Source organism: Stappia sp., from assembly GCF_048261845.1.
Classification (GTDB): Bacteria; Pseudomonadota; Alphaproteobacteria; order Rhizobiales; family Stappiaceae; genus Stappia.
The window spans coordinates 111,042-135,112 of sequence record NZ_JBLXFR010000003.1 but is presented as its reverse complement, the minus strand read 5'-3'; the positions used below and the strand labels follow the sequence as shown (position 1 = coordinate 135,112).

At 67.1% G+C, this 24,071-nt stretch carries 23 protein-coding genes; 10 read left to right on the top strand and 13 right to left on the bottom strand.

Translation table 11 applies throughout. The annotated features are described in order from the left end of the window. Positions 1–134: 134 nt before the first annotated feature. Positions 135–863 (bottom strand): acetoacetyl-CoA reductase, encoded by a 729-nt coding sequence (gene phbB, locus ACN0T5_RS02920; RefSeq protein WP_417767120.1) that lies wholly within the window; start codon positions 861–863, stop codon positions 135–137. Between the two features lie 150 nt (positions 864–1,013). After that, positions 1,014–2,195 carry an acetyl-CoA C-acetyltransferase gene (locus ACN0T5_RS02915; protein WP_417767119.1) on the bottom strand — a complete coding sequence of 394 codons (1,182 nt, stop codon included), beginning with the start codon at positions 2,193–2,195 and terminating at the stop codon, positions 1,014–1,016. A 339-nt stretch (positions 2,196–2,534) separates the two neighbouring features. On the opposite strand from ACN0T5_RS02915, the gene phaR reads away from it, so the two are divergent. Continuing rightward, on the top strand, positions 2,535–3,146 hold the full coding sequence (gene phaR / locus ACN0T5_RS02910) for a polyhydroxyalkanoate synthesis repressor PhaR (protein WP_417767118.1): 612 nt from the start codon (positions 2,535–2,537) through the stop codon (positions 3,144–3,146). Between the two features lie 83 nt (positions 3,147–3,229). On the opposite strand, the gene ACN0T5_RS02905 is transcribed toward phaR, so the two are convergent. Next, positions 3,230–3,664 carry a GlcG/HbpS family heme-binding protein gene (locus ACN0T5_RS02905; RefSeq protein WP_417767117.1) on the bottom strand — a complete coding sequence of 145 codons (435 nt, stop codon included), beginning with the start codon at positions 3,662–3,664 and terminating at the stop codon, positions 3,230–3,232. A gap of 226 nt (positions 3,665–3,890) precedes the next feature. Between ACN0T5_RS02905 and ggt the strand changes: the two genes are divergently transcribed. Further along, positions 3,891–5,483 carry a gamma-glutamyltransferase gene (gene ggt / locus ACN0T5_RS02900; RefSeq protein ID WP_417767116.1) on the top strand — a complete coding sequence of 531 codons (1,593 nt, stop codon included), beginning with the start codon at positions 3,891–3,893 and terminating at the stop codon, positions 5,481–5,483. Between the two features lie 97 nt (positions 5,484–5,580). On the opposite strand, the gene ACN0T5_RS02895 is transcribed toward ggt, so the two are convergent. The 6 genes from ACN0T5_RS02895 to ACN0T5_RS02870 all read right to left on the bottom strand — a co-directional run bounded on the left by ACN0T5_RS02895 (position 5,581) and on the right by ACN0T5_RS02870 (position 9,942). Beyond that, positions 5,581–5,916, bottom strand: coding sequence for a hypothetical protein (locus tag ACN0T5_RS02895; protein WP_417767115.1), 336 nt, complete (start codon positions 5,914–5,916; stop codon positions 5,581–5,583). A gap of 192 nt (positions 5,917–6,108) precedes the next feature. Then, positions 6,109–6,648: a GNAT family N-acetyltransferase gene (locus ACN0T5_RS02890; RefSeq protein ID WP_417767114.1), complete on the bottom strand. Its 540-nt coding sequence runs from the start codon at positions 6,646–6,648 to the stop codon at positions 6,109–6,111. 20 nt (positions 6,649–6,668) lie between these two features. After that, positions 6,669–7,097, bottom strand: coding sequence for a hypothetical protein (locus tag ACN0T5_RS02885; RefSeq protein ID WP_417767113.1), 429 nt, complete (start codon positions 7,095–7,097; stop codon positions 6,669–6,671). Positions 7,098–7,317: 220 nt separating this feature from the next. Next, the gene (locus tag ACN0T5_RS02880; RefSeq protein ID WP_417767112.1) at positions 7,318–8,658 is read right to left on the bottom strand and encodes an ammonium transporter; all 1,341 of its coding nucleotides are present in this window, start codon (positions 8,656–8,658) and stop codon (positions 7,318–7,320) included. A gap of 25 nt (positions 8,659–8,683) precedes the next feature. Beyond that, entirely contained in the window at positions 8,684–9,022 is a 339-nt protein-coding gene (locus ACN0T5_RS02875) for a P-II family nitrogen regulator (protein ID WP_417767111.1), read from the bottom strand. 368 nt (positions 9,023–9,390) lie between these two features. Beyond that, entirely contained in the window at positions 9,391–9,942 is a 552-nt protein-coding gene (locus ACN0T5_RS02870; RefSeq protein WP_417767110.1) for a DUF924 family protein, read from the bottom strand. 136 nt (positions 9,943–10,078) lie between these two features. On the opposite strand from ACN0T5_RS02870, the gene ACN0T5_RS02865 reads away from it, so the two are divergent. Further along, positions 10,079–10,315: a sulfurtransferase TusA family protein gene (locus ACN0T5_RS02865; protein ID WP_417767109.1), complete on the top strand. Its 237-nt coding sequence runs from the start codon at positions 10,079–10,081 to the stop codon at positions 10,313–10,315. A gap of 30 nt (positions 10,316–10,345) precedes the next feature. Here ACN0T5_RS02865 and ACN0T5_RS02860 read toward each other — a convergent pair whose 3' ends face one another. Beyond that, a complete protein-coding gene (locus ACN0T5_RS02860; RefSeq protein WP_417767108.1) occupies positions 10,346–10,639 on the bottom strand; it encodes a 4a-hydroxytetrahydrobiopterin dehydratase in 294 nt (97 codons plus the stop codon). A gap of 194 nt (positions 10,640–10,833) precedes the next feature. Between ACN0T5_RS02860 and ACN0T5_RS02855 the strand changes: the two genes are divergently transcribed. Together ACN0T5_RS02855 and ACN0T5_RS02850 are read left to right on the top strand one after the other, a co-directional pair. Further along, a complete protein-coding gene (locus tag ACN0T5_RS02855) occupies positions 10,834–11,274 on the top strand; it encodes a low molecular weight protein-tyrosine-phosphatase (protein WP_417767107.1) in 441 nt (146 codons plus the stop codon). Positions 11,275–11,434: 160 nt separating this feature from the next. After that, positions 11,435–11,887: a host attachment protein gene (locus ACN0T5_RS02850; RefSeq protein WP_417767106.1), complete on the top strand. Its 453-nt coding sequence runs from the start codon at positions 11,435–11,437 to the stop codon at positions 11,885–11,887. A 27-nt stretch (positions 11,888–11,914) separates the two neighbouring features. Here the strand turns inward: ACN0T5_RS02850 and ACN0T5_RS02845 are convergent, their stop codons facing one another. The 3 genes from ACN0T5_RS02845 to ACN0T5_RS02835 form a co-directional block, all read right to left on the bottom strand. Beyond that, a complete protein-coding gene (locus tag ACN0T5_RS02845; RefSeq protein WP_417767105.1) occupies positions 11,915–13,123 on the bottom strand; it encodes a winged helix-turn-helix domain-containing protein in 1,209 nt (402 codons plus the stop codon). A gap of 7 nt (positions 13,124–13,130) precedes the next feature. Next, positions 13,131–16,601, bottom strand: coding sequence for a pyruvate carboxylase (gene pyc, locus ACN0T5_RS02840; RefSeq protein WP_417767104.1), 3,471 nt, complete (start codon positions 16,599–16,601; stop codon positions 13,131–13,133). 690 nt (positions 16,602–17,291) lie between these two features. Next, positions 17,292–17,420 (bottom strand): hypothetical protein, encoded by a 129-nt coding sequence (locus ACN0T5_RS02835; RefSeq protein ID WP_417767103.1) that lies wholly within the window; start codon positions 17,418–17,420, stop codon positions 17,292–17,294. Between the two features lie 53 nt (positions 17,421–17,473). On the opposite strand from ACN0T5_RS02835, the gene ACN0T5_RS02830 reads away from it, so the two are divergent. The 5 genes from ACN0T5_RS02830 to ACN0T5_RS02810 all read left to right on the top strand — a co-directional run bounded on the left by ACN0T5_RS02830 (position 17,474) and on the right by ACN0T5_RS02810 (position 24,052). Next, positions 17,474–20,626, top strand: a complete 3,153-nt coding sequence (locus tag ACN0T5_RS02830) for a helicase-related protein (protein ID WP_417767102.1) — start codon at positions 17,474–17,476, stop codon at positions 20,624–20,626. A 58-nt stretch (positions 20,627–20,684) separates the two neighbouring features. Further along, positions 20,685–21,167 (top strand): RNA-binding S4 domain-containing protein, encoded by a 483-nt coding sequence (locus ACN0T5_RS02825; protein ID WP_417767101.1) that lies wholly within the window; start codon positions 20,685–20,687, stop codon positions 21,165–21,167. Positions 21,168–21,447: 280 nt separating this feature from the next. Then, positions 21,448–21,786: a ferredoxin FdxA gene (gene fdxA, locus ACN0T5_RS02820; RefSeq protein ID WP_417767100.1), complete on the top strand. Its 339-nt coding sequence runs from the start codon at positions 21,448–21,450 to the stop codon at positions 21,784–21,786. 401 nt (positions 21,787–22,187) lie between these two features. After that, a complete protein-coding gene (locus ACN0T5_RS02815) occupies positions 22,188–22,787 on the top strand; it encodes a CarD family transcriptional regulator (RefSeq protein ID WP_417767099.1) in 600 nt (199 codons plus the stop codon). A 395-nt stretch (positions 22,788–23,182) separates the two neighbouring features. Beyond that, a complete protein-coding gene (locus ACN0T5_RS02810) occupies positions 23,183–24,052 on the top strand; it encodes an RNA polymerase factor sigma-32 (RefSeq protein WP_417767098.1) in 870 nt (289 codons plus the stop codon). Positions 24,053–24,071 lie beyond the last annotated feature (19 nt).

Here is a 24,071-nt window from a genome sequence, read left to right as displayed (position 1 = left end):
GCCGAGGGCTGACGGCCTGTCCCTTCCTGCAAGGACGGCCCGCCCCCCGGTCGTCTGCCGCCTTTGGAACGAAAAGGGCTCCCGGCGTACCGGAAGCCCTGAAACTCGGCTCGTGCGGGCTGTGTCTGCCTCGCTCAGCCGTTGGCGTAATACTGGCCGCCATTGATGGTGAGCACCGCGCCGGTCATGAAGGCCGCCTGTTTCGAGGCAAGATAGGCGACCGCAGCGGCGATCTCCTCCGCCTGGCCGAGACGCCCGACCGGAATGCCGGCGATGATCCCCTCCAGCACCTTCTCCGGCACGGCCGCGACCATGTCCGTGTCGATATAGCCGGGGCAGATGGCGTTGACCGTGATGCCCTTGCGGGCGTTTTCCGAGGCGAGCGCCTTGGTGAAACCGATGACGCCGGCCTTGGCCGCCGAATAGTTGGTCTGGCCGAGCTGGCCCTTCTGGCCGTTGATCGAGGAGATGTTGACGATCCGGCCGTGGCCGCGCTCGCGCATCCCGTCGATCACCGGGCGGGTCATGGTGAACATGGAATCGAGATTGGTGCGGATCACCGCCGACCACTGCTCGTAGTCCATCTTGTGGAACCAGCCGTCGCGGGTGATGCCGGCATTGTTGACGAGCACCGAGACCGCGCCGAGATCCGACACGACCTGGGTGACGCCGTCCTGGCAGGCGGCGGCATCGGCAACATCCCACTTGTAGACATGCCTGCCCGCCTCGCCCTCGGGCGCCTCGCCCCCCGCGGCGTGGCCCGCACAGGGCGCCGCGCCCGTATAGCCGGCGTCCTTCAGGCCCTTCGAGATCGCCGCCCCGATGCCCCGCGTTCCGCCCGTCACGATTGCCACATTGCTCATGCATTTCCTCCCGCGTGTTGCAGGCCGCCGATGCCTCTGGCGGCGGCCTGTTCTTCCGGTATGCGATGGATCATGGCGGTTCGGTCGTCTCCCGCCATGATCCGTGTCAAGAAGCGTCCGGTCCCTCCGAACCGGACCGGCGCTTCCCGCTCAGCGCTCGACGCAGAGCGCCACGCCCATGCCGCCGCCGATGCAAAGCGTCGCAAGGCCCTTCTTCACGTCACGGCGCGCCATTTCGTGCAGAAGGGTGACCAGGACGCGGGCGCCCGAGGCGCCGATCGGATGGCCGATGGCAATGGCGCCGCCATTGACGTTGACGATGTCCGGGTTCCAGCCCATGTGCTTGGTGACCGCGCCGGCCTGGGCGGGGAAGGCCTCGTTGGCTTCCACCAGGTCGAGGTCCTCGACCTTCCAGCCCGCCTTGTCGAGCGCCTTGCGCGAGGCCGGGATCGGGCCGGAGCCCATGATCGTCGGGTCGACGCCGGCGGTCGCCCAGGAAGCGACGCGGGCCAGCGGCGTCAGGCCGCGCCTGGCGGCTTCCGCGGCGCTCATCACCACCAGCGCGGCGGCGCCGTCATTGATGCCCGAGGCATTGCCGGCGGTCACCGTGCCGTCCTTGGTGAAGGCCGGGCGCAGCTTCGCCATGCCGTCGAGGCTGGCGCCGTGGCGGATGTACTCGTCGTCCTCGACAACGCGCTCGCCCTTGCGCTCCTTGATGGTGAAGGGCGTGATCTCGTCCCTGAAGCGGCCGGCCTTCTGGGCAGCTTCCGCCTTGTTCTGCGAGGCGACGGCGAACTGGTCCTGCTGGTCGCGGGAGATCTGCCACTTCTCGGCGACGTTTTCCGCCGTCTGGCCCATGTGGTAGCCGTTGAAGGCGTCCCACAGGCCGTCCTTGATCATCGTGTCGATCATCTTGTAGTCGCCCATCTTGTAGCCGGCGCGCATATGGGCGCAGTGCGGCGACAGCGACATGTTCTCCTGGCCGCCGGCGACGACCACCGAGGCATCGCCCGCCGCGATCTGCTGCATGGCGATGGCGACGGTGCGCAGGCCCGAACCGCAGACCTGGTTCAGCACCCAGGCAGTGGCGCTGTCGGGAATGCCGGCGAGGATGGCGGCCTGGCGGGCGGGATTCTGGCCCTGTCCGGCGGTGAGGACCTGACCGAAGACGACCTCGTCCACATCGGCCGCCGCGACGGAGGCACGCTCCAGCGCGGAGCGGATGACGGCCGCGCCGAGCTCGTGGGCGGGGGTGTTGGCGAAGGCTCCGTTGAAGGACCCGACTGCGCTGCGTGTGGCGCTGACAATGACGACGTCGGTGGCTGCGCTCATTTCATGATCTCCCGAGACTATCCGGACCTCCCGTGGCGCGCGTCCCCTCTTTTGTCGTTGGCTTCACGCGCGCGCTTTCTCCCGAACTAGAGACGCCCGCGCGACCGTAGTCAACCGGGACCCCCGGCCGCACCGGGCAAAACCGGCGCACGGCGGGTCATTCTTTCGTCGGGACAGGGCGCGCGCGGGCGCCGTCGACAAAACGGTGGTGCGCCCGGCCACGATTGGCTTATCGTGCAGTGCAGGAGACGTTGCGCGCGCGTTCACGCGCGGGCGCCGCTGGGAGGAAAGACGCACCGGGTCCTGAACGGTGCGCAAAGCCGGGATCCGAAAACCGACATGGCAAAGACGACCGAGCCGACAATCATCAAGAAATACGCGAACCGCCGCCTCTACAACACCGGCACCAGCACCTATGTGACGCTGGAAGACCTCGCCCTGATGGTCAAGGCCGAAGAGGATTTCGTGGTCTTCGACGCCAAGAGCGGGGACGAGATCACCCGCTCGGTGCTCACCCAGATCATCTTCGAACAGGAGAACAAGGGGCAGAACCTGCTGCCGATCACGTTCCTGCGCCAGCTCATCCGCTTCTATGGCGACAGCATGCAGAACGTGGTGCCGAGCTATCTCGACTTCTCCATCTCCTCGCTCACCAGGGAACAGGACCGGATGCGCGAGCAGATGTCCAATGCCCTTGGCACCACCGCCTTCGACGTGATCGAGGACCAGGTCAAGCGCAACGCCGAGATCTTCGACCGGGCGATGCGCATGTTCCTGCCCTTCGGCGCGGGCAAGGAGGGCGAGGAAAACGGGCAGGCAGGACAGGCCCGGCCGGCCGAGCCGGCAAAGGGCCCGGCCGCAGCGAGCGCCGACGACCTCGACGCGCTGAAGCGGCAGCTTGCCGACATGCAGAAGAAGATCGATTCCATCGCCGACGGCGGCAAGGGCTGAGCAGGCAGGCGGGCTCCGGTCGCCGGAACCCGCCACGATCCTGACCCGTCGCCCGCTGCGGGCGGCACGCCGGGCCGCGAGGATCAGCCCTGGTCGGGCGTCAGGCCGACTGCCTCGATGCCGGCGATGGCGCAGGCCTCGTCATTGTCGGACGTGTCGCCGGTGATGCCGACCGCGCCGAGGATCTCGCCGCCCTTCGATTCGCGGATCAGCACGCCGCCCGGCACCGGCACGATGGCCCCGCCGGCCACCCCGTTCAGCGCCTGCACGAAATGCGGCCGGGTCTTGGCGTTGTCGTCGAGCCAGCGCGAGCCGGCGCCCACGGCAACCGCGCCGAAGGCCTTGCCGCTGGCCACCTGCGGACGCAGGATCGAGGAGCCGTCCTGGCGGGACAGCGCCACCATGTGGCCGCCCGCATCCAGCACCGCGACGGTGAGCGGCTTGAGGGACAGCTCCGCCCCCTTGGCGAAGGCGGAGGCGATGATCTTTTCCGCCTGGGCAAGAGTGAGTTTGCTCATTGGATATGGTCTCCCGGTCGGCTTTCGGTACTGTTCCGTGAAATGGCTATCAGCGTCCCGGTTGCCAACCAACGGACAAAAACGATAAGCACTCATTCTGATGCGGAAACAATAGGTCCCGCCACCTTCCGTCCCGGCCCTCGTCGCCCGGACCACCCGTCACCTCCCGCCTTTGCGGTCCGCCTGCTTCCTGCCGGCAAGCCGCCACCAAGAAGGAAGGCCCAGCATGCGCGATTTCCACGCCCCCGGACGTTCGACCGCCTACGCGCCCAACGCGATGGCGGCGACCTCTCATCCGCTGGCCAGCGCCGCCGCGCTTGAAGTGCTGCAGGGCGGCGGCAACGCGGTCGACGCGGCCGTCCCCGCCGCCGCCGTGCTCGCCGTGGTCGAACCCCAGATGACCGGCATTGGCGGCGACTGCTTCGCCATCGTCGCAAAGCCCGACGGCACGATTGCCGGCATCAACGGTTCCGGCCCCGCGCCCAAGGCCGCCACCCCGGCCCGGCTTGCCGAACTCGGCGTCACCGCGATCGATCCGCACGGGCCGCATGCCGTCACCGTGCCCGGCGCGGTGCGAGCCTGGCAGGATCTCCTTGCCGCCCACGGCCTGCGGTCCCTTGCCGACGTCCTCAAGCGCGCGATCTCCTATGCCCGCGACGGCTACGCGGTCGCCCCGCGCGTTGCCCATGACTGGGCCCGCAACAGGGAGAAACTCTCGGCCGATGCCGGCGCCACCGCCGAGTATCTCGTTGACGGCCAGGTGCCGAAGGTCGGCACGGTGATGCGCCATCCCGCCCTTGCCCGCACGCTGGAGAAGATCGCCGCCGAGGGCGCGGCCGCCTTTTACGAGGGCGACGTGGCGCGCGACATCGTCGACACGCTGGCCGCCAAGGGCGGGCTGATGACGCTCGACGACCTTGCCGGCATGACCGCCTTGCCGATGACCCCGGTGAGCCGCAACTACCGGGGCGTCGACGTGGTCGAGCTGCCGCCCAACGGCCAGGGCTTCATCGCGCTGGTCATGCTCGGCCTGCTGGAGCGCTTCGACCTCGCCCCGCTCAATCCCGTCGGCGCCGAGCGCTTCCACCTCGAACTTGAGGCCGGGCGGATCGCCTATTCGGTGCGCGACCTGTTCCTCGCCGACGCGGCGCATATGGAACATGGCCCGGACGCCTTCCTGGCGGACAGCTATCTCGACAGGCTCGCGGCCCGCATGTCGCCGACGGCGCGCATGACCGACATTCCCCCGGCCCTGCTCGGCCCCTCCTCGGACACGGTCTACCTGTCCGTGGTCGACGCCGACGGCATGGCCGTGTCGCTGATCAACTCGGTCTACAAGGATTTCGGATCCGGCATCTGCGCGCCCGGGAGCGGCGTGCTGCTGCAGAACCGCGGCGCCTGCTTCCGCCTGCAGCCGGGCCATCCCAACTGCATCGACGGGGGCAAGCGCCCCTTGCACACGATCATTCCCGCGATGGTGATGAAGGAGGGACGCCCGTTCCTCTCCTTCGGCGTGATGGGCGGCGGTTACCAGCCCTGCGGCCATGCCCATGTGCTCACCAACATGGTGGATTTCGGCATGGACCCGCAGCAGGCGATCGACGCGCCGCGCATGTTCTTCGACGAGACGACCCATGTGCTGCAGGCCGAGCGCTGGGTGCCGGAGGGAACCGTGGCGGGCCTGCGCGCACTCGGCCACAAGGTGACACCGTCGAACGAACCGATCGGCGGTGCCCAGGCGATCCTCATCGACCGGAAAAACGGCATGCTCATCGGCGGATCCGACCCGCGCAAGGACGGCTGCGCCATCGGCTATTGAGCCGTTTCACACCGTTTCCCGAAACACGAAACCCCGCGCGGCGGCCTGCCGGGCGGGGTTTTTGCGTTGGCGGCGAACAGACAGCTGGCCGGCTGGCTCAGAGGCTGACGGCAAGGACGCGGCCGGCATGCAGCTTGCGCGGCTGGCGCTCGACGGCGCGATAGGCGTCAATGGCCTCGGTCGGCGCCGCGCGGCGCCGCGCCCGCGACTGGGGCAGGTGCTCGCGCGCGGCGATCAGCTGGGCGATGAAGGCGGCGTTCGGCCGGTGGAAGCCGTAGAAGCGGTCCGACCTGACAGCGGCGACCGGATCGACGGCAACGACCTCACGGCTGGCCGACGCGTCGGCCTGAGATGCCGCACCGGTTTCGGTGCGGGCCCTGCGCGCTGTCTCTCCAGGTCCCCTCGCGGGACGATATCCCTGTTCGATCCGCATCTTCGCCTCCTCGGCGTGCCAATTTGGAACATTGGCCTTGTTGCCGTAGAATTTAGCGCAAATGCCATGCCAGCGAGTAAGGTTTTGTTAACTTTTGGGTGAAGAGCGCGCGAAAAGCCCGGTTTTCCACGGTTTCTGCAGGGAGGAATACACAGGGGATGCGGGATCGGAGCGGCCAGACCCGCCCCTGTTTCAGAAGCGGGTCCTGCGCAGATCGTCCCGGGTCATGACGAAAACGGCATCGCCGGCCCTGGTTGGGACAGCGCCATCGCGCCGCATGCCGATCTTTTCCGCGACCCGGATCGAGCCGGCATTGCCGGGATCGATTTCCGCAAGGATCCGCGAAAGCCCGAGCGTGTCGAAGGCATGGGCAACGACGGCAAGGGCGGCCTCGGAGGCATAGCCAAGGCCCCAGGCGGCGCGCACCACCCGCCAGCCGATCTCGACCTCATCGCCATCCCCTCTCTTCTCCCCATCAACAGGAAGCAGCAGGACCCAGCCAAGGAAACAGCCCGGCGCGGCGCTTGCGAAGATCGACCAGTAGCCGAGCCCCGGCCCCCAGTTGCGCAAAACCCGGTTCCGCACGAAGGCCTCATGCGCCTGCGCATCCGCCCAGGGACCGGGAATGAACCGCGTCACCTCCGGGTCGCGATCCATGGCGATGCAGGCATCAAGATCGGCCATCGTCCGGGGCCGCAGCAAAAGCCGCCTGGTCGAGAGGTCCGGCAACATGGCGACAGCCGCCCGGTGGTTCAGCGCAGATGGTCGCCGTTGGAAACGCCGAAGTCGCGGCGCGCACCGGTGATGGTGATCGAGAACCCGGCGATGACATCGACCAGCGTCACGCACATCAGGATGAAGAACACCGAGGTCGCCGCCTCGCGCACGGTCAGGAACTCGACCAGATAGGCGATGAAGACCAGCGTCGACAGGATGTGGTCGGTGAGCGCGACGACGCCCGTGCGGGTCGCCTTGAGCAGTTCGATGAAGAGCAGCACCAGCCCGGCGATGATCATCAGGTCGCCCACCACCAGGGTGAAGCGGGCACCGGAGACAAGCTCCAGCGTCAGCACCGGTGCCTGCCACGGATCCCCGCCGGCATCGCCCAGCAGCGAGAAGGCAAGCACGTTGTAGACGAGAAGCGGCGCCACGGTGAGCGGGAAGGAGACGATCAGCGGCATGCCATGGTCCTTGCGTTCTGCCCTTGGCCTGACGGGCGGGATCAAAAATGTCCGGACGCCCGGGCAGGTGCATGCCGCCCGAAGCGGGGTGCAGGATGCCGCCTTGCGGCACAAACGGCAATGGCCGTCGGCCAAGCAAAAAAAGCCCGGGGACGAACCCCGGGCTTCAAGGTGCAGCCGCCGGTCACGACGGCTGCTTCGGGAGACTTGCCGGCCGGGCTCAGACGCGCTGGCTGCCCTGACCGAATTCCGGGTAGGCCTCGACGCCCACCTCGACCTTGTCGAGGCCAAGCGCCTCTTCCTCGGGCGTGACGCGGATGCCGATGGTCGATTTCAGCACCAGCCAGATGACCAGGCTGAAGACGAAGGTGAAGACGCCGTAGGCGATGACGCCGATGAACTGCACGCCATAGGTCGCGTCGGAGTTCGTCAGCGGCACGATCAGCGTGCCCCAGATGCCGGCCACGAGGTGGACCGGGATGGCGCCGACGACATCGTCGATCTTCAGCTTGTCGAGCAGCGGCACGGTGAAGACGACGATCACGCCGCCGACGGCACCGATGAACACGGCCTGCCACACCGACGGAGCCAGCGGCTCGGCGGTGATCGACACCAGGCCGGCCAGCGCGCCGTTGAGCGCCATCGTCACGTCGACCTTCTTGTACATGATCTGGGTGAGGATCACCGCGACCACGACGCCGGCTGCAGCAGCCATGTTGGTGTTGACGAAGATGCGCGACACGTCCGTGACGTCACCGATCGTGCCCATGGCAAGCTGCGAGGCGCCGTTGAAGCCGAACCAGCCGAGCCACAGGATGAACGTCCCGAGCGTGGCAAGCGGCATGGAGGAACCGGGCATCGGATGCACGCCGTTGGCCGTGTACTTGCCGGTACGCGCGCCAAGCACCAGGGCACCGGCGAGCGCCGCCCAGCCACCGACGGAATGCACGAGCGTGGAGCCGGCGAAGTCCGAGAAGCCCATGCCGTCGAGCCAGCCCGCGCCCCACTCCCACGAGCCGGCGATCGGGTAGATGATGCCGGTCAGGATGACCGTGAAGATGAGGAACGGCCACAGCTTGATGCGCTCGGCCAGGGTGCCGGAGACGATCGACGCCGTGGTGGCGCAGAACACCATCTGGAAGAACCAGTCGGACGCCGTCGAGTAGCCGGTGTCGAGGGCATTGCCGCCGACCGCGTCCATCGCGTAGGGGCCGAAGGAGCCCATGTAGCCGCCGTCAACGCCCGTATACATGAGGTTGTAGCCGGTGATCCAGAACATCAGGCCGGCGGTCGAGTAGAGCGTGATGTTCTTCAGGCACTGCATCGAGACGTTCTTGGAACGCACCATGCCGGCCTCGAGCATGGCGAAGCCTGCCGCCATCCACATGACCAGAAAGCCGCCAAGAAGAAACAGCAGCGTGTTGAAGATATAGGCCGTCTCGGAAGCGAGCGCGTATTGCGGCGCTTCGGCCGCGGCCGTGGTGTCCTGGGCGAGAGCCGCACCGGTCGCCGCGAGAAGCGCAAGCGAAGCCGTTCCGGCGATCTTGAAACGAGTGTTCATCGGGGTTTCCTCTGCTCGGAATCGATCAAAGCGCGGTGGCGTCGGTTTCGCCGGTGCGGATGCGCTGAACCTGGTCGAGCGCGTAGACGAAGATCTTGCCGTCGCCGATCTGGCCGGTCTTGGCAGCGCCTGCGATGGCCTCGACCACCTTGTCGGCGAGGTCTGAGGCCACGGCGACCTCGATCTTCAGTTTCGGCAGGAAGCTGACGGCGTATTCGGTGCCGCGATAGATTTCCGTATGTCCCTTCTGCCGGCCATAGCCCTTGACCTCGGTCACGGTCAGACCCTGGACGCCGAGGCTCGTGAGGGCGTCGCGCACCTCGTCGAGCTTGAACGGCTTGATGATCGCCATCACGATTTTCATGCTCGTTTCCGTTCCTTTCCCTGTTTCGCTTTCACCGGTCCGCCGCGCAAACGCGTCGGTCAGCAGCTGCTGGCTTGTGCCGGCGGACCCCGACGGCGGTGATGCCGCGCAAACGACCGGTCCGGTTAACGCCGGGTCATAGGTATCAAGGAGCGTGCCAACTCGTGTTGCGCCGCGGAAAGCGGCACGGAAAGCGGCAGAAAATTTGCGATTAAATAAATAAAAACAGAAGCTTGATCGAAGTGTCCGAGAACCGTCCGCACCCGAGTGACAGTCGGTCGGGGCGCCCACCTAATTGCACAAAAAATAGCCACATCCGGCGACCGAATGTGGCTAAATTATGTGCACATATTTTGTGCAGTCGCCGCTCAGGCGCTGAAACCACCATCCGCGAGGAAGGCTTTCTCCGCCTCGGTCGACACCCGCCCGAGCACCGTGTTGCGGTGGGGAAACCGGCCGAAGCGCCGGATCACGTCAAGATGGACGAGGGCGTAGAGATAGGCCTCCTGTTCGCCATGACGGCGGAACAGGTCGACGCTGCGTTCCTGCGCCGCCATCTCCTCGGCATGCTCGAAGGGCAGGTAGAAGAACGGGCGCGCCTGCTTGGGAAAAGCCCGGTCGAACCTGCTCTCGACCGCCTTGCCGGCAATCGTGCGGGCACGCGCGTCGGAGGCAAAGGCCAACGGGTCGCCCCGGTAGATGTTGCGGGGGAACTGGTCGAGCAGCAGCAGGAGCGCCAGCGCCCCGTGCGGTGCCTCCGCCCAGCCGTCCAGCTCGCCCTCGCGCGCTGCCGCGACCAGCGTGCCGAAGCGGTCTCGGATCTCCTCGTCGAACGCATCGCTGCGGGCGAACCACCTGGGCGGTCCCGCCATCCACCAGAAATCGAGTATATCGGTCGCATCGGGCTTGCCGCTGGTCATCGGGGACATATGCTCCTGTCGGGACTTGGTTCGGGAACCGGATCATTGCATCCCTTGCGACACCCGCACAATTCCCGCCGCCACGGATACGACGCGGGGCGGGAAAATGACGCGAGAACCGGGCCGGAGACCCCGCATGACCGAAGATGTCGACCACGAGCTGGACCTGAAGGGGCTGAAATGCCCGCTGCCGGTGCTCAAGGCGCGCAAGGCGATGACGGCGATGAAGCCCGGCGCGCGCGTCCGCATCCTGTCGACGGACCCGATGTCGGTGATCGACATTCCCCATTTCTGCCAGGAAGCCGGCCACCGGCTCGTGTCCCGCGAGACGGGGCCCGACGAGGTCCACGTCTTCACGCTTGAGCGCGGCTGAGAACCTCGCCGCCGCGTCAAACGCGCCTTGTCAGACCCCGGCGATCCGGTCCATGGCCCGCGCAAGACGCAGGTCCAGATCGCTGAGGCCGCCGGCATCATGGGTCGTCAGCACCACCTCGACGGTCTTGTAGACATTGAACCATTCGGGGTGGTGGTTCATCTTCTCCGCGACAAGCGCCGCCCGTGTCATGAAGCCGAAGGCCTCGTTGAAGTCCTTGAAGGTGAAGGTTCGGGCGATCGCGTCACGCCCCTCCGCCTCCTGCCATCCGGGCAGTGCCGCAAGGGCATCGGCGCGGGCCTTGCCGGCGAGTTTCTCGGTCATCAGCGGTCTCCTTGCCTCCGTTTCACCGGGATATCCGGACGCCGCGATGGGAACACGCGGGACGCGGCAAGACAACCACCGCCGCCGGAGGCGGCTATACAGCCACCGCCGCCGGAGGCGGCTACACAGCCACCGCCGCCGGAGGCGGCAACGCAACCACGGCCCCGAGGGGCACGACAAGGGAGCTCACGAAGGTGACACGCATCCTCTTCGTCTGTCTTGGCAATATCTGCCGCTCGCCGCTGGCCGAGGGCATCCTGCGCGCCCAGGCAGGCGACCGGCCGGACATGGAGGTCGACAGCGCCGGCACCGCCGCCTGGCATGTCGGCAAGGCGCCCGACCCGCGCTCCATCGCCATCGCCGCGCGCCACGGCATCGATATTTCCTCCCTGCGCGCCCGTCAGGTCTGCACCGAGGATTTCTCGCGCTTCGACCTGATCCTTGCGATGGACGCCGCCAACCTTGCGGACCTGGAGGCCCTGGCGCCCGCCGGTGCGCCCGCCCGGCTGCGCCGGTTCCTCGATCGGGACGTTCCCGACCCCTATTACGGAGGCGCGGACGGCTTCGCCGATGTCCATGAGATGCTGGAGCGCGGATGCGCGGCGCTGTTGGCGGAGCTCGCGGGCAGACGCTGACCGGCAGCCCTTCATCGCCAGCCTTTCACCGACAGCCATTCAAAAGCCGCGAAGGCATACCTACGTGGAGTGACGGGGGCGCGCGCTTGCGACGCGCTTTGGCTCGCAGGCGCACCCGGTGCCGCACGGCATCGGCGACACTCGCGAAGGAGACCCGATCATGAGCGGATTGCGTATCGAGCACGACAGCTGGGTACTGGTGGGAGACGGCGAGAAAGCCCTGTTCTTCCGCAACCAGGGCGATGCCGACTATCCCAACCTCGAGGTTCTCCGGGTCCTGGAACAGGACAACCCGGCGACATCGGAGCAGGGCACGGACGCGCCCGGACGGCGCAGTGACGGCCCCGGTCCGAACCGCAGCGCGATGGAGCCGACCGACTGGCACCTGATCGAGAAGCATCGCTTCGCCGGCAGGATCGCCGCAGTGCTCTACAAGGAAGCCCACAAGGGACGCTTCTCCAAGCTCATCGTCGTGGCACCGCCGATGACCCTTGGAGACCTGCGCAAGGAGTTCCACAAGGAGGTCGCCTCGCGCGTTGTCGCCGAGGTCGACAAGACGCTGACCAAACACCCGCCCGAGGAAATCGAGCGGATCCTGACCACGAAAAACTGACGGGCAGGAACTGACGGAAGACCCGTCTCAGCCGGCGGGGTCGCGTCGCCAGCCATCGGCCAGGCGCACGCGGTCCATGCCGGTGAAGCGGGCCATGCGGGCAAGCTCGGCCTCCAGCCGGGCAAGCCGGCCCTCGCCAAGGCGAATGCCGCGCTCCGGCCAGAAGGCGGTGACGAGAAGCTCGCCCTCCGCCCGCCGGCAGATCATGTCGATCCGGCCGATCAGCCGGTCCTTTTCCAGCATCGGGTAAACGTAATAGCCATAGGTGCGCTTCGGCGCCGGGACGAAGACCTCGATCCGGTAGGAAAAGCCGAACAGCCGCTCGGCCCGCTTGCGGTCGCGCAGCACCGGATCGAAGGGACTGAGCGTCCGCACCCGCGCCGGCGGCTCGGGAGCCTCCGCCACCAGCGCCTCGATATCGGGACGGGCAAAGCCCGCCCGCCGGGGCATGTCCCTGCCGAAATCGACCTCCACCGGCAGGACCGTGTCGCCGACCCGCGCTGCGCACCAGGCCTTCGCCTCCTCCGGCTTGACCAGATCGTAGAAAGCGGCGATCTCGCCGGGCGTCGCAACGCCGAGCCGCGCAAGCGCCTCGCGGCAGGCCCAGTCGACGAAATCCGCGTGGCTGACCTCGCGGGAGAAATGCTCGCGCGGAATGACCCTTTCGGCGAGGTCGTAGATCTTGGCGAAATTCTCCCGCGCGGTGACGGCGATCTCGCCGGTGCGCCAGAGATATTCCAGCGCCGTCTTGCCCGGCTGCCAGTTCCACCAGCCCGGCTCCTTGCGTTCCCGCTCGCCGTCGAAATCCCGCCCGCGCGAGGGACCGTTCTCGACGATGTGGTCGCGCACCCGGTCGATCTCGTCGTGGAAGTCGCCCCCTTGCCAGTTGGTCCAGCGCGCTTTCAGCCGCTCGCGCTGGCGCTCGAAACGGTGGCGCCAGTAGGGCCAGGCGCTTGACGGGATCACCGCCGCGTCATGGGTCCAGTTCTCGAACAGGGCCCGGTCGCGCTCCAGCAGCCGGGTGAGCCCGTTCTCGCGATAGGTCTGGTTGCGCGAGAACAGGATCTGGTGATGGGCGCGGGTAACGGTGTTGATGCTGTCGACCTGGACGAAGCCGAGACGGTCGACAAGATCGCAAAGCTCGCCCGGACCGACCCGCCGCGCCGGCGGGTCGGACAATCCCTGCAGGTGCAGGAACACCCGTCGCAGGTCGGCGGCGGCGATCCTGAGCACCATGCCGCGCTCAGTCCCCGCCTGCCTCGAAGACGACCAGCAGGTCCTTCGCGTCGACCTGTTGTCCGGGCGTCACCAGCACTTCCGCAATCGTGCCGGCCCGGTCCGCATGCAGCGCGGTCTCCATCTTCATCGCCTCGATGGAGACGAGCACGTCGCCGGCGGCAACGCTCTGCCCGCCCTTCACCGCGACCGTGGAGATGACGCCGGGCATCGGCGCGCCGACATGGGTGGCATTGCCTGCCTCCACCTTGCGCCGCGCCGCCGCCCCGGCCGCGCCATGCGCCCTGTCGGGCACCTTGATGATGCGCGGCTGGCCGTTCAGCTCGAAGAACACCTTGCGCTCGCCGTTCTCGTCCGTCTCGCCGACGGCCTGGGTGCGCACCACAAGCGTCTTGCCGGGCTCCAGGTCGATCATGATCTCCTCGCCGGCCGGCAACCCGTAGAAATAGACCGGGGTCGGCAGCACGCTGACCGGACCGTAGAGATCGCGGGCGGCGGCAAAGTCCGTGAACACCTTGGGATACATGAGATAGGAGGCAAGGTCGGCATCACCGACCTCCGTGCCGATCTTCTCGGCGGCCTCCGCGCGGCGCGCTTCCAGATCGTCATCGGCAAGCAGCGAACCCGGACGCACGGTGATCGGGCTCTCGCCCTTCAGCACCCGCGCCTGGATGTCCGCCGGCCAGCCGCCCGGCGACTGGCCGAGATCGCCGCGCATCATCTGCACCACGCTGTCGGGGAAGGCGACGTCCTTGTCCGGCGCCAGCACATCGGCGACAGACAGCCCCTGCGCCACCATCATCAGCGCCATGTCGCCGACGACCTTGGAGGAGGGCGTCACCTTGACGATGTCGCCGAACATCATGTTGACGTCGTGATAGGCCTGCGCCACCTCGTGCCAGCGGGTCTCGAGGCCGAGCGAGCGCGCCTGCTCCTTCAGGTTGGTGAACTGGCCGCCGGGCATCTCGTGCAGGTAGACCTCCGAGGCCGGCGCCTTGAGATCGCTTTCGAAGGCCCGGTACTGGGCCCGCACCGCCTCCCAGTAGAAGGAGATCTCGCGGATCACCTTCGGATCGAGCCCGGTGTCGCGCGGCCCGTCGCGAAGGGCAGCGGCAAGCGAGCCCAGCGCCGGCTGCGAGGTGAGGCCGGAGAAGGCGTCCATCGCGGCATCGACCGCATCCACCCCGGCCTCGACGGCGGCCAGCACGGTCGCGGCGGAAATGCCCGACGTGTCGTGGGTATGAAAATGGATCGGCAGGCCGACCTCGCGCTTCAGCGCGGTGAAGAGCTGCCGCGCCGCCTCCGGCTTCATCAGCCCGGCCATGTCCTTGACGCCGAGGATGTGGCAGCCGGCGCGTTCCAGCTCCTTCGCCAGCCTGACGTAATAGGCCAGGTCGTATTTCGGCCGGGCACTGTCATTGAGATCGCCCGTGTAGCAGATCGTGCCTTCGCAGAGCTTGTCCGCCTCGATCACCGCATCGAGCGAGACGCGCATGTTCTCCACCCAGTTGAGGCAATCGAAGACGCGGAAGAGATCGACCCCGTTCTCCGCAGCGCGGGCGACGAAATCGCGCACCACATTGTCGGGATAGTTCGCGTAGCCGACGCCGTTGGCGCCGCGCAGAAGCATCTGCAACAGGACATTGGGCGCCCGCTCGCGCACCAGCCTGAGCCGCTCCCACGGATCCTCGGTGAGGAAGCGCATGGCCACGTCGAAGGTCGCCCCGCCCCAGCATTCGAGCGAGAAGAGCTGCGGCAGCCCGCGCGAATAGGCCTCCGCCACCGCCGCGATGTCGAAGGTGCGCATCCGGGTGGCCAGCAGCGACTGGTGGGCATCGCGCATGGTCGTGTCGGTGACGAGCGCGCGCCGCTCCGCCTTCATCCAGTCGGCAAACCCCGACGGCCCGAGTTCGTCGAGAAGCTGCTTCGTGCCCTTCTTCACCTCGCCGTCGTAGATCGGCGCGCGCGGCACCGGGGCGTCCTGCGCCGGACGCGGCCGGTTCTTGGTCTCCGGATGGCCGTTGACGGTCACGTCGGCAATATAGGTGAGGAGCTTCGTCGCCCGGTCGCGGCGGGTGACCTGCTCGAACAGGGCCGGCGTCTCGTCGATGAACCGCGTGGTGTAGCTGTTCGCCCGGAAATCCGGATGGCCGATGACGTTTTCCAGGAAGACGAGATTGGTGGCAACGCCCCGGATGCGGAACTCGCGCAGGGCCCGGTCCATGCGCTGCGCGGCCTCTTCCGCCGAGGGCGCCCAGGCCGTCACCTTCTCCAGCAGGGGATCGTAGAAGCGGGTGATCACCGCGCCCGAATAGGCCGTGCCCCCGTCAAGCCGGATGCCGAAGCCCGTGGCGCCGCGATAGGCGGTGATGCGGCCATAGTCGGGAATGAAGTTCTGTTCCGGATCCTCGGTGGTGATCCGGCATTGCAGCGCATGGCCGTTGAGGCGGATGTCGCCCTGTGCCGGCACGCCCGAGCCGGCATCGCCGATCATCGCGCCGGCCGCGATGCGGATCTGCGCCTTGACGATGTCGATGCCGGTGACTTCCTCCGTCACCGTGTGCTCGACCTGGACGCGCGGATTGACCTCGATGAAATAGAAGTCGCCCGTGTCCGCATCCATCAGGAACTCGACGGTGCCGGCACCGCGATAATCCGAGGCGCGGCCGATCTTCAGACCATAGTCACTGAGCCGCGTGCGCTCTTCGGCCGACAGATACGGAGCCGGCGCCCGCTCGACCACCTTCTGGTGGCGGCGCTGGATGGAACAGTCGCGTTCGAACAGGTGGACGAGATTGCCATGCGCATCGCCAAGGATCTGCACCTCCACATGGCGGGCGCGCTCGACCAGCTTTTCCAGATAGATCTCGTCCTTGCCGAAGGCGGCCTTCGCCTCGCGCTTGGCCGCGTCGACATCGCGGATGAGCGTCTCCTCGTCGCGGATGACGCGCATGCCGCGTCCGCCGCCGCCCCAGGAGGCCTTGAGCATCACCGGATAGCCGATCGCTGCGGCCTGGCGGCGGACTTCCGCCATGTCGTCGGGCAGCGGATCGGTCGCCGGCATCACCGGAACGCCGGCCTCGATCGCCAGGTTGCGCGCCGCCACCTTGTTGCCAAGCCGGCGCATGGTCTCCGGAGAGGGGCCGATGAAGATGACGCCGGCCTCGGCGCAGGCCTCGGCGAACTCGGGACTTTCGGAAAGGAAGCCGTAGCCGGGATGGATCGCGTCCACGCCCGCGGCCTTTGCCACCCGCATGATTTCGGGGATCGACAGATAGGCCTCGATCGGGCCGAGCGGCTCGGCAAGATGCGGTCCGCGTCCGATCTGATACGCCTCGTCAGCCTTGAACCGGTGCAGCGCCAGCTTGTCCTGCTCGGCATAGACTGCAACCGTACGCATGCCCAACTCGTTCGCCGCACGGAAAATGCGGATCGCGATCTCGGACCGGTTGGCGACAAGTATCTTGCGAATGGCCAAATGCACCCCTCCTCAAACTGCCGGGCAACACATCCCCCGTCAGTGCCTCAACGTCACCGCCTTCTAGCGGCCAGAGCCCCGCATGTGAAGGTGGCAGCAGGCGGACATGGCCATAGGCGCATCCTCTGCCCGGCCTGCCTGGCCGTTCGACGTGCCAGAATGGCACGCAGCGGTAAATCCGTTATGCGAGCGCGCAAGACCCGATCGAATCCGCGTCCACCATACGGACGCATGGTGGCAGGGAAGCACAACATCTCGCAGGAACAAAACAAAAACATTGCCGTATCAGCGATTCGGACAGGCTTCGTTCCCGGTTTCGCCGAAACGTTAACGCCACCGATAGAAATCAATTCATCCGGTTAACCTTATCGAAACATCCTGCCGGGCCGGCGCACCCGGCCGAATCGGCGGCAGCGCCCGGCCAAGATATTGAGCCGATTCACGATTTCGCCATGCCTTCCCGCCCGGACACAACATGTCGTAGGGAACGAAACCTGAATCCCTGCAGGTCGTCGATTCGGTCCGGCTTTGTTCAGGACTCGTTCTGTTCTCCCTCCGAAACCCCGCCCCGCAGGCCGGACCACAGCTCGGCGACGCGTCCGATTCGCCCGTGGCGGCCCGGGACCGCCGGTGCCCGCCAGGGTTGCGGAGCGTCGCAAAAGAGGGCGCGACAGCCCGGCGCTGTCTGTGCTACCAGACAAGGCATTGCTCGCCGGCAAGGCCAAGGCCCGCCGGCACACGCCAGCGATCCGCCGCACCCTCCCGCGCCGGACCGTGTATCGCCGTCGCCAGGAACCGCACAGCGTCGTCGCCAGACAATGGTCCAATCCTCACGTTCGCAGCCCCTTTCGGAGCAGGATTTCCCTGCGCAGTTGCCGCCCTCCGTGCGTGCGCGGACGGTGACGGCCGTTCTCGGGCCGACCAACACCGGCAAGACGCATCTCGCCATCGAACGGATGATCGCCCGCGAGAGCGGGGTCATCGGCCTGCCGCTGCGCCTTCTGGCGCGCGAGGTCTACGGCCGCATCACCGCCCGCATCGGCGAGGAGAAGGTGGCGCTGGTCACCGGCGAGGAGAAGATCATTCCCGCCGGCGCCCGCTACTGGGTGTCGACCGTGGAGGCGATGCCGCTCGACCTTCGCACCGACTTCGTCGCCATCGACGAGGTCCAGCTTGCCGGCGACCTGGAGCGCGGCCACGTCTTCACCGACCGCATCCTCAACATGCGCGGCACGCTGGAAACGCTGCTGCTCGGTTCGGCGACCGCCCGCCCGCTGCTGGAACGCCTGTTGCCGGGCCTCAACGTGGTGACCCGACCGCGCATGTCGATGCTGACCTATTCGGGGCAGAAAAAGATCACCCGCCTGCCGGCGCGCTCCGCCGTCGTCGCCTTTTCCTCCTCCGAGGTCTACGCGATCGCCGAGCTGATTCGCCGCCAGCACGGCGGCGCAGCGGTGGTGCTCGGCTCGCTCAGCCCGCGCACCCGCAACGCCCAGGTGGAGCTGTTCCAGAACGGCGACGTCCAGCACCTGATCGCCACCGACGCGATCGGCATGGGCCTCAATCTCGATGTCGACCACATCGCCTTCGCCGGCATCCGGAAGTTCGACGGCTACCAGTACCGGATGCTGACGCCGGCGGAGATGGGCCAGATCGGCGGCCGCGCCGGCCGGCACACGCGCGACGGCACCTTCGGCGTCACCGGCCGCGTCGATCCGTTCGACGACGAACTGGTGGAAGCACTGGAGGCGCACCGCTTCGACACGCTGAAAGTGCTGCAGTGGCGCAACCGGGCGCTCGATTTCTCGCAGATCGAGACGTTGCGCCGTTCGCTCGACGAGCCGCCGCGCGAACAGGGGCTGACGCGCTCCCCGCCGTCGGCCGACGAAACCGCCTTCGACCATGCCGTGCGGGACGAGGCGATCCGCCGCGTGACCACGACGCCGGAGCGGGTGCGCCTGCTCTGGGACGTGTGCCAGGTGCCCGACTACCGCAAGATCGCGCCGGCCAACCATGCCGACCTGATCGCCGGAATCTACGGCCACCTGACCCGCGACGGCACTGTTCCCGACGAGTGGTTCGCCCGCCAGGTGGCCTATGCCGACCGTGTCGACGGCGACATCGACACCCTGTCCAACCGGATGGCGCACATCCGCACCTGGACCTTTGTTGCCAACCGCAGCGACTGGCTTGCGGATCCCGCCCATTGGCAAGGCGTGACGCGCGGCGTAGAAGACCGTCTGTCGGATGCCTTGCACGAGAGGCTGACACAGCGCTTCGTCGACCGACGGACCAGCGTATTGATGCGACGGCTGAGAGAGAATGCGATGCTTGAAGCGGAAATCACATCGGCAGGAGACGTGCTTGTCGAAGGACAGCATGTCGGCCAGTTACAGGGCTTCCGCTTTGCGCCGGACCCGGCCGCGGACGGACCCGACGTCAAGGCCTTGCGCGCCGCTGCGCAAAAGGCACTGGCAAGCGAGCTGACCCAGCGGGCCGACAGGCTGTCGCGCAGTCCCAACGAGGACTTCGCCCTCGCCTCCGACGGCGCCTTGCGCTGGCACGGCGAAATCGTCGCCCGGGTGATCCCCGGCGAAAGCGTGCTGGCCCCGGGCCTCATCCTGCTCTGCGAGGAAACGCTGGAGCCGGCCGACCGGGAAAAGGTCGACCAGCGCCTGACCCTGTGGCTGAAGACCCATGTCGACACGGCCTTGAAGCCGCTGCGCGACCTGGAGACGGGCGAGGGGCTTGAAGGCCTCGCGCGCGGCGTCGCCTTCCGTCTGGTGGAAGCACTCGGCATTCTCGAGCGTTCCGAGATCGGCGAGGACGTGCGCCAGCTCGACCAGACCATGCGCGCCGGCCTGCGCCGCCTTGGCGTGCGCTTCGGCGCCTACCACATCTTCGTGCCCGCCTTGCTGAAGCCGGCACCGAGCCGCCTGCTGGCGCAGCTCTGGGCACTGAAGCACGGCACCCCGGACATGCCGGGCCTTGCCGAGCTGCCGCAGCTGTCGGCGTCGGGACGCACCTCGATCACCGTCGATCCGGAGATCTCGAAGGACCTCTACAAGGTCGTCGGCTTCCGCGTCTGCGGCCCGCGCGCGGTGCGCATCGACATTCTCGAGCGGCTCGCCGACCTGATCCGGCCGCTGCTTTCCTGGAAGCCGCTCGACGCCAGTGTCGAACCCCCGGAAGGGGCGATTGCCGAGGGCGGCGGGTTCACCGTCACCGTGGCGATGACCTCGCTGCTCGGCTGCGCCGGCGAAGATTTCTCCGCCGTGCTGAAATCACTCGGATACCGGGTCGAGGCCCGCGAGATCCAGCGCCCGGTGCCGGTCGAAGCCGCGCCCGCCGATGCCGGGCCCGGCGGTGACGACGCGCCGCAAGAGGGCGCCGTTCAGGTTGCCGCCGAACCGCTGGCCGATGCGCCTCCCGTCGCGGAGACGCTCGTCGCCGAGGTCGCCGCCGCCGAAGCCGAGGCAACGCCGGCCGCCACCGCGCAGGACGAACAGGCCGAGCCCCCGGCGACACGCACCGAGCTTGACGCCGAAACCGGCAACGCCGAGGCAAGCGGGAAGGCCGAAGCCGGAGCGGATGACGCATCCCCCGCCACACCCGATGTGGTCATGGAGACCGTCACCATCGAGATCTGGCGTCCGGGACGCCGCGACAGGCGCCCGCAGGCTGCCGGCCAGCGGACACGGCGCGGCGATGGCGCTGAACGGGAAGGCGAAAGCCAGGCACCCCGTGGCGCGGGCAAGGGACGCGGTCACGGAAAGGGCGGCAACCGCCAGAACGGCCGGCCGGAGCAGGGGCGTGGCGGCGACCAGCGCGGCGCGCCACGCGGCCCCAAGGGTCCCGGCAATCGCGGCGAGCGGCCAAGGCCGGAGAACAACAGGGCCGACGGCAACCGGGGACGCGGACCGAAGCCGGAACGCGCCATCGATCCGGATTCGCCCTTTGCCAAGCTGGCTGCCCTGAAGGCCGATCTCGAGAAGAAGCCGGGCGAAAAGAAGCCCAAGACCTGACGGCCGTGCTCCGTCGCGGGCGGAGCCGGCAACTCCGGATGGCGGAGGCGCGAGGACGGTGAGCGACGAGGATCCCGGCCCGGATGCGGAAACGGCACCCGGCGCGGCGCATGGTCCCCCCCAGCGTCTCGACAAGTGGCTGTGGTTTGCCCGCATCGTCAAGTCGCGCAGCCTGGCGCAGAAGCTGGTCGGCGGCGGGCATGTGCGGGTCAATCGGGACAAGACCACCGCGCCTGCCAAGCTGGTGCGGGCCGGAGATGTGTTGACCATCGCGGTGGCGGGCCATGTGCGGCTGCTGCGTGTGAAAGCGCCGGGCGCCAGACGCGGCCCCGCACCGGAGGCCCAACAGCTCTACGAGGACCTGCAACCCCGGCCCGACCCGTCCGCCGCAACGTCCCCGCAAGATGCCGCGACGCCGGCCGGACGTGCCGCTGCGACGATTGGCGCCGACCTGCCGGCACCCGCCCGGCGCGAGCCCGGCAGCGGCCGTCCGACCAAGCGGCAGCGGCGCGAACTCGACCGGTTACGCGGCGACGAGTAGGAAACGACATCGAAATTCGGCGGCCGGCGTTGCACGGGACCGCGCCCGCCTGCGCGCTGCGAAGGAGAAAATTGTTCTCCGGGTACTATGATTGACAACATATTCCGAACTTGAAGCGGGCTGGCAAACCCGTTACCCAGTTTCCACGACCTGCCCGGATGCCAGACCGCTGCGCCCGCCTTCCCCCCGCGCAACGGACCGATCTCCAGGCCAGAACTGTGTTGGGCACCGTCCGCCTGCCGGATACCGGCAGCGGGTGGACTGCCGCGAGAGGACTGCGATGACCTATATCGTCACGGACAACTGCATCAAGTGCAAGTACACCGATTGCGTCGAAGTCTGTCCGGTCGACTGCTTCTATGAAGGCGAGAACATGCTCGTCATTCATCCCGACGAATGCATCGATTGCGGCGTCTGCGAGCCGGAATGCCCGGCCGACGCAATCAAGCCCGATACGGAGCCGGGTCTCGAGAAATGGCTCGAGATCAACACCGAGTACGCGTCCAAATGGCCGAACATCACGGTCAAGAAGGAGCAGCTGCCCGAAGCCGAAGCGTTCGACGGCAAGCCGAACAAGTACGAAGAGTATTTTTCGGTCGAACCCGGCAGCGGCGACTGAAACCGACGGACCGCTCCGGGCGCCCGGAGCCTGTCCCCGTCCGCATCGCGGCCGCCATGGCCGCGGTGACGCTGCGTCGTGCGTGGCCGCGCTGCAATATTTGGAAATCCACAAGTTTTGTGGTACAGTCTTTTCCTCAGTAATCGAACCATCGGTCTCCCCCTCCGAGCGGAGGTTTTTTTATGGTTGCGGACCCTTCGCCTCCCGCGAAGGGAGGCGGCATCCCTCCAGGATCTGAATCCGAGGCTAGAGTTCGGTCGGCTGATCATCGAATAGCGGACTCCGGCGGCTTGTGGTGGACCACGAGCTGGCGGACGTGCGTTTCTCCGTAGACAGGTCGACGCCGCCCCGGCGTCACCATTCGGCTTCTGGCCGCAACTGCGCAGGAGTAGCATAGGCGTATGGCAACAACGATGAAGAAGACCGCGCAGAGACAGGGTTTCAAGACTGGTGAATACATTGTCTACCCGGCACACGGCGTTGGACAGATCACCGCAATCGAGGAACAGAACGTCGCGGGATACGCGCTTGAACTTCTGGTGATCAATTTCGAACAGGACAAGATGACGCTGCGTGTGCCGGTTGCCAAGATTGCAACCGTGGGCATGCGCAAGCTGGCGGATACCGCTTTCGTCAAGAAGGCGCTCGAGACCGTGCGCGGACGTCCGCGCGTCAAGCGCACCATGTGGAGCCGCCGCGCCCAGGAATACGAAGCGAAGATCAATTCGGGCGACCTGATCGCCATTGCCGAGGTGGTCCGCGACCTGTTCCGGTCGGAAAGCCAGCCCGAGCAGTCCTATTCCGAGCGTCAGCTCTACGAGGCCGCACTCGACCGCATGTCGCGCGAGATCGCCGCGGTCAACAAGTGCTCCGATACGGAGGCGATCCGCCAGATCGAGCAGAACCTTGCCAAGTCCGCGAGCCGCAAGGCCGCCGCGGAGGCGGCAGCCGCCGCCGCAGCTGCCCAGGACGAGGACGGCGAGCAGACCGAAGCCGCCTGACATTCCGCTCGCGGCCGCTTCGGCCGCGGCGCAGCACCTGCAGTTCAAAGGCCCGGCGCGACATGCGCCGGGCCTTTTCTTTTCCCGCGCCCGGTTGGCCGCCAGGAACCCGATCAGGTAAACTTATCGCGAATGACGCAAACTTGTATTGGTTCCAATCGGGCTTGCGAGTCATGCTGGGCATCTGGACGCTGCCGCGACCGGAGCCCGATACCGCCCCGATGGCGGCAGGACGGCGGCAGACCGGCAGACGACGTGAACCGAAACGCCGCCGGTATCGTATCAGATGACGAATGGAAGCGGGTACCGGCAGCAGCTTGACCGGGCACGCTTGAAGGATCGGCTCCGGCGCCGCAGTGGCGATGTCCGGATCCCAAGGCGCGGAGGTCTACACCGTGAGCTACCTTTCGGGAAACCGTCGTCAGATCGTACGGGCGGCCATGAACGCCCCCTATCTCAGTCGCGAGGAAGAACATCAACTCGCCCTCGACTGGCGCGACAAGGGCGACGAGGCGGCGCTCGAGCGACTGAGCCTTGCGCATATGCGGCTCGTCATCGCCGTTGCCGCCAAGTACCGCAATTTCGGCCTTTCGATGAGCGACCTCATCCAGGAGGGGCATATCGGCCTGCTCGAGGCGGCGGCCCGCTTCGAGCCTGAGCGCGAGGTGCGCTTCTCCACCTATGCGACCTGGTGGATTCGCGCCTCTGTTCAGGACTACATCCTGCGCAACTGGTCGATTGTCAGGGGCGGAACGTCCTCGACGCAGAAGGCGCTGTTTTTCAACTTGCGCAGGTTGCGTGCCAAGCTGTCGAGCGGCACGACCCGCATCAGCGAAAGCGAGCTCGTCGAGAAGATCGCGACGACGATGGGGGTGAAGGTCAACGACGTGGCGACGATGAGCGCGCGCCTGTCGGGCCCGGACACCTCGCTCAACGCACCGCTCGTGGAATCCGACGGCACCAGCGCCGACCGGCAGGATTTTCTCGTTTCCGATGATCCGCTGCCGGAGGAGATGGTCGGCGGCGCCATCGACACCGAACGCCGCTCCCGCTGGCTGGAATCGGCACTTGGCGTGCTCAGCGAGCGCGAATTGCGCATCGTCCGCGAGCGGCGACTGAGCGAAGACGGCGAAACGCTGGAAGCGCTCGGCCGGAAGCTCGGCATCTCCAAGGAACGCGTGCGGCAGATCGAAAGCCGCGCGCTGGAGAAGCTCCGCGACGCGCTGCTCAAGGTCCAGCCCGACAAATTCGCCTATTGCGGCTAAAGCCGGCCGAAAAACACCG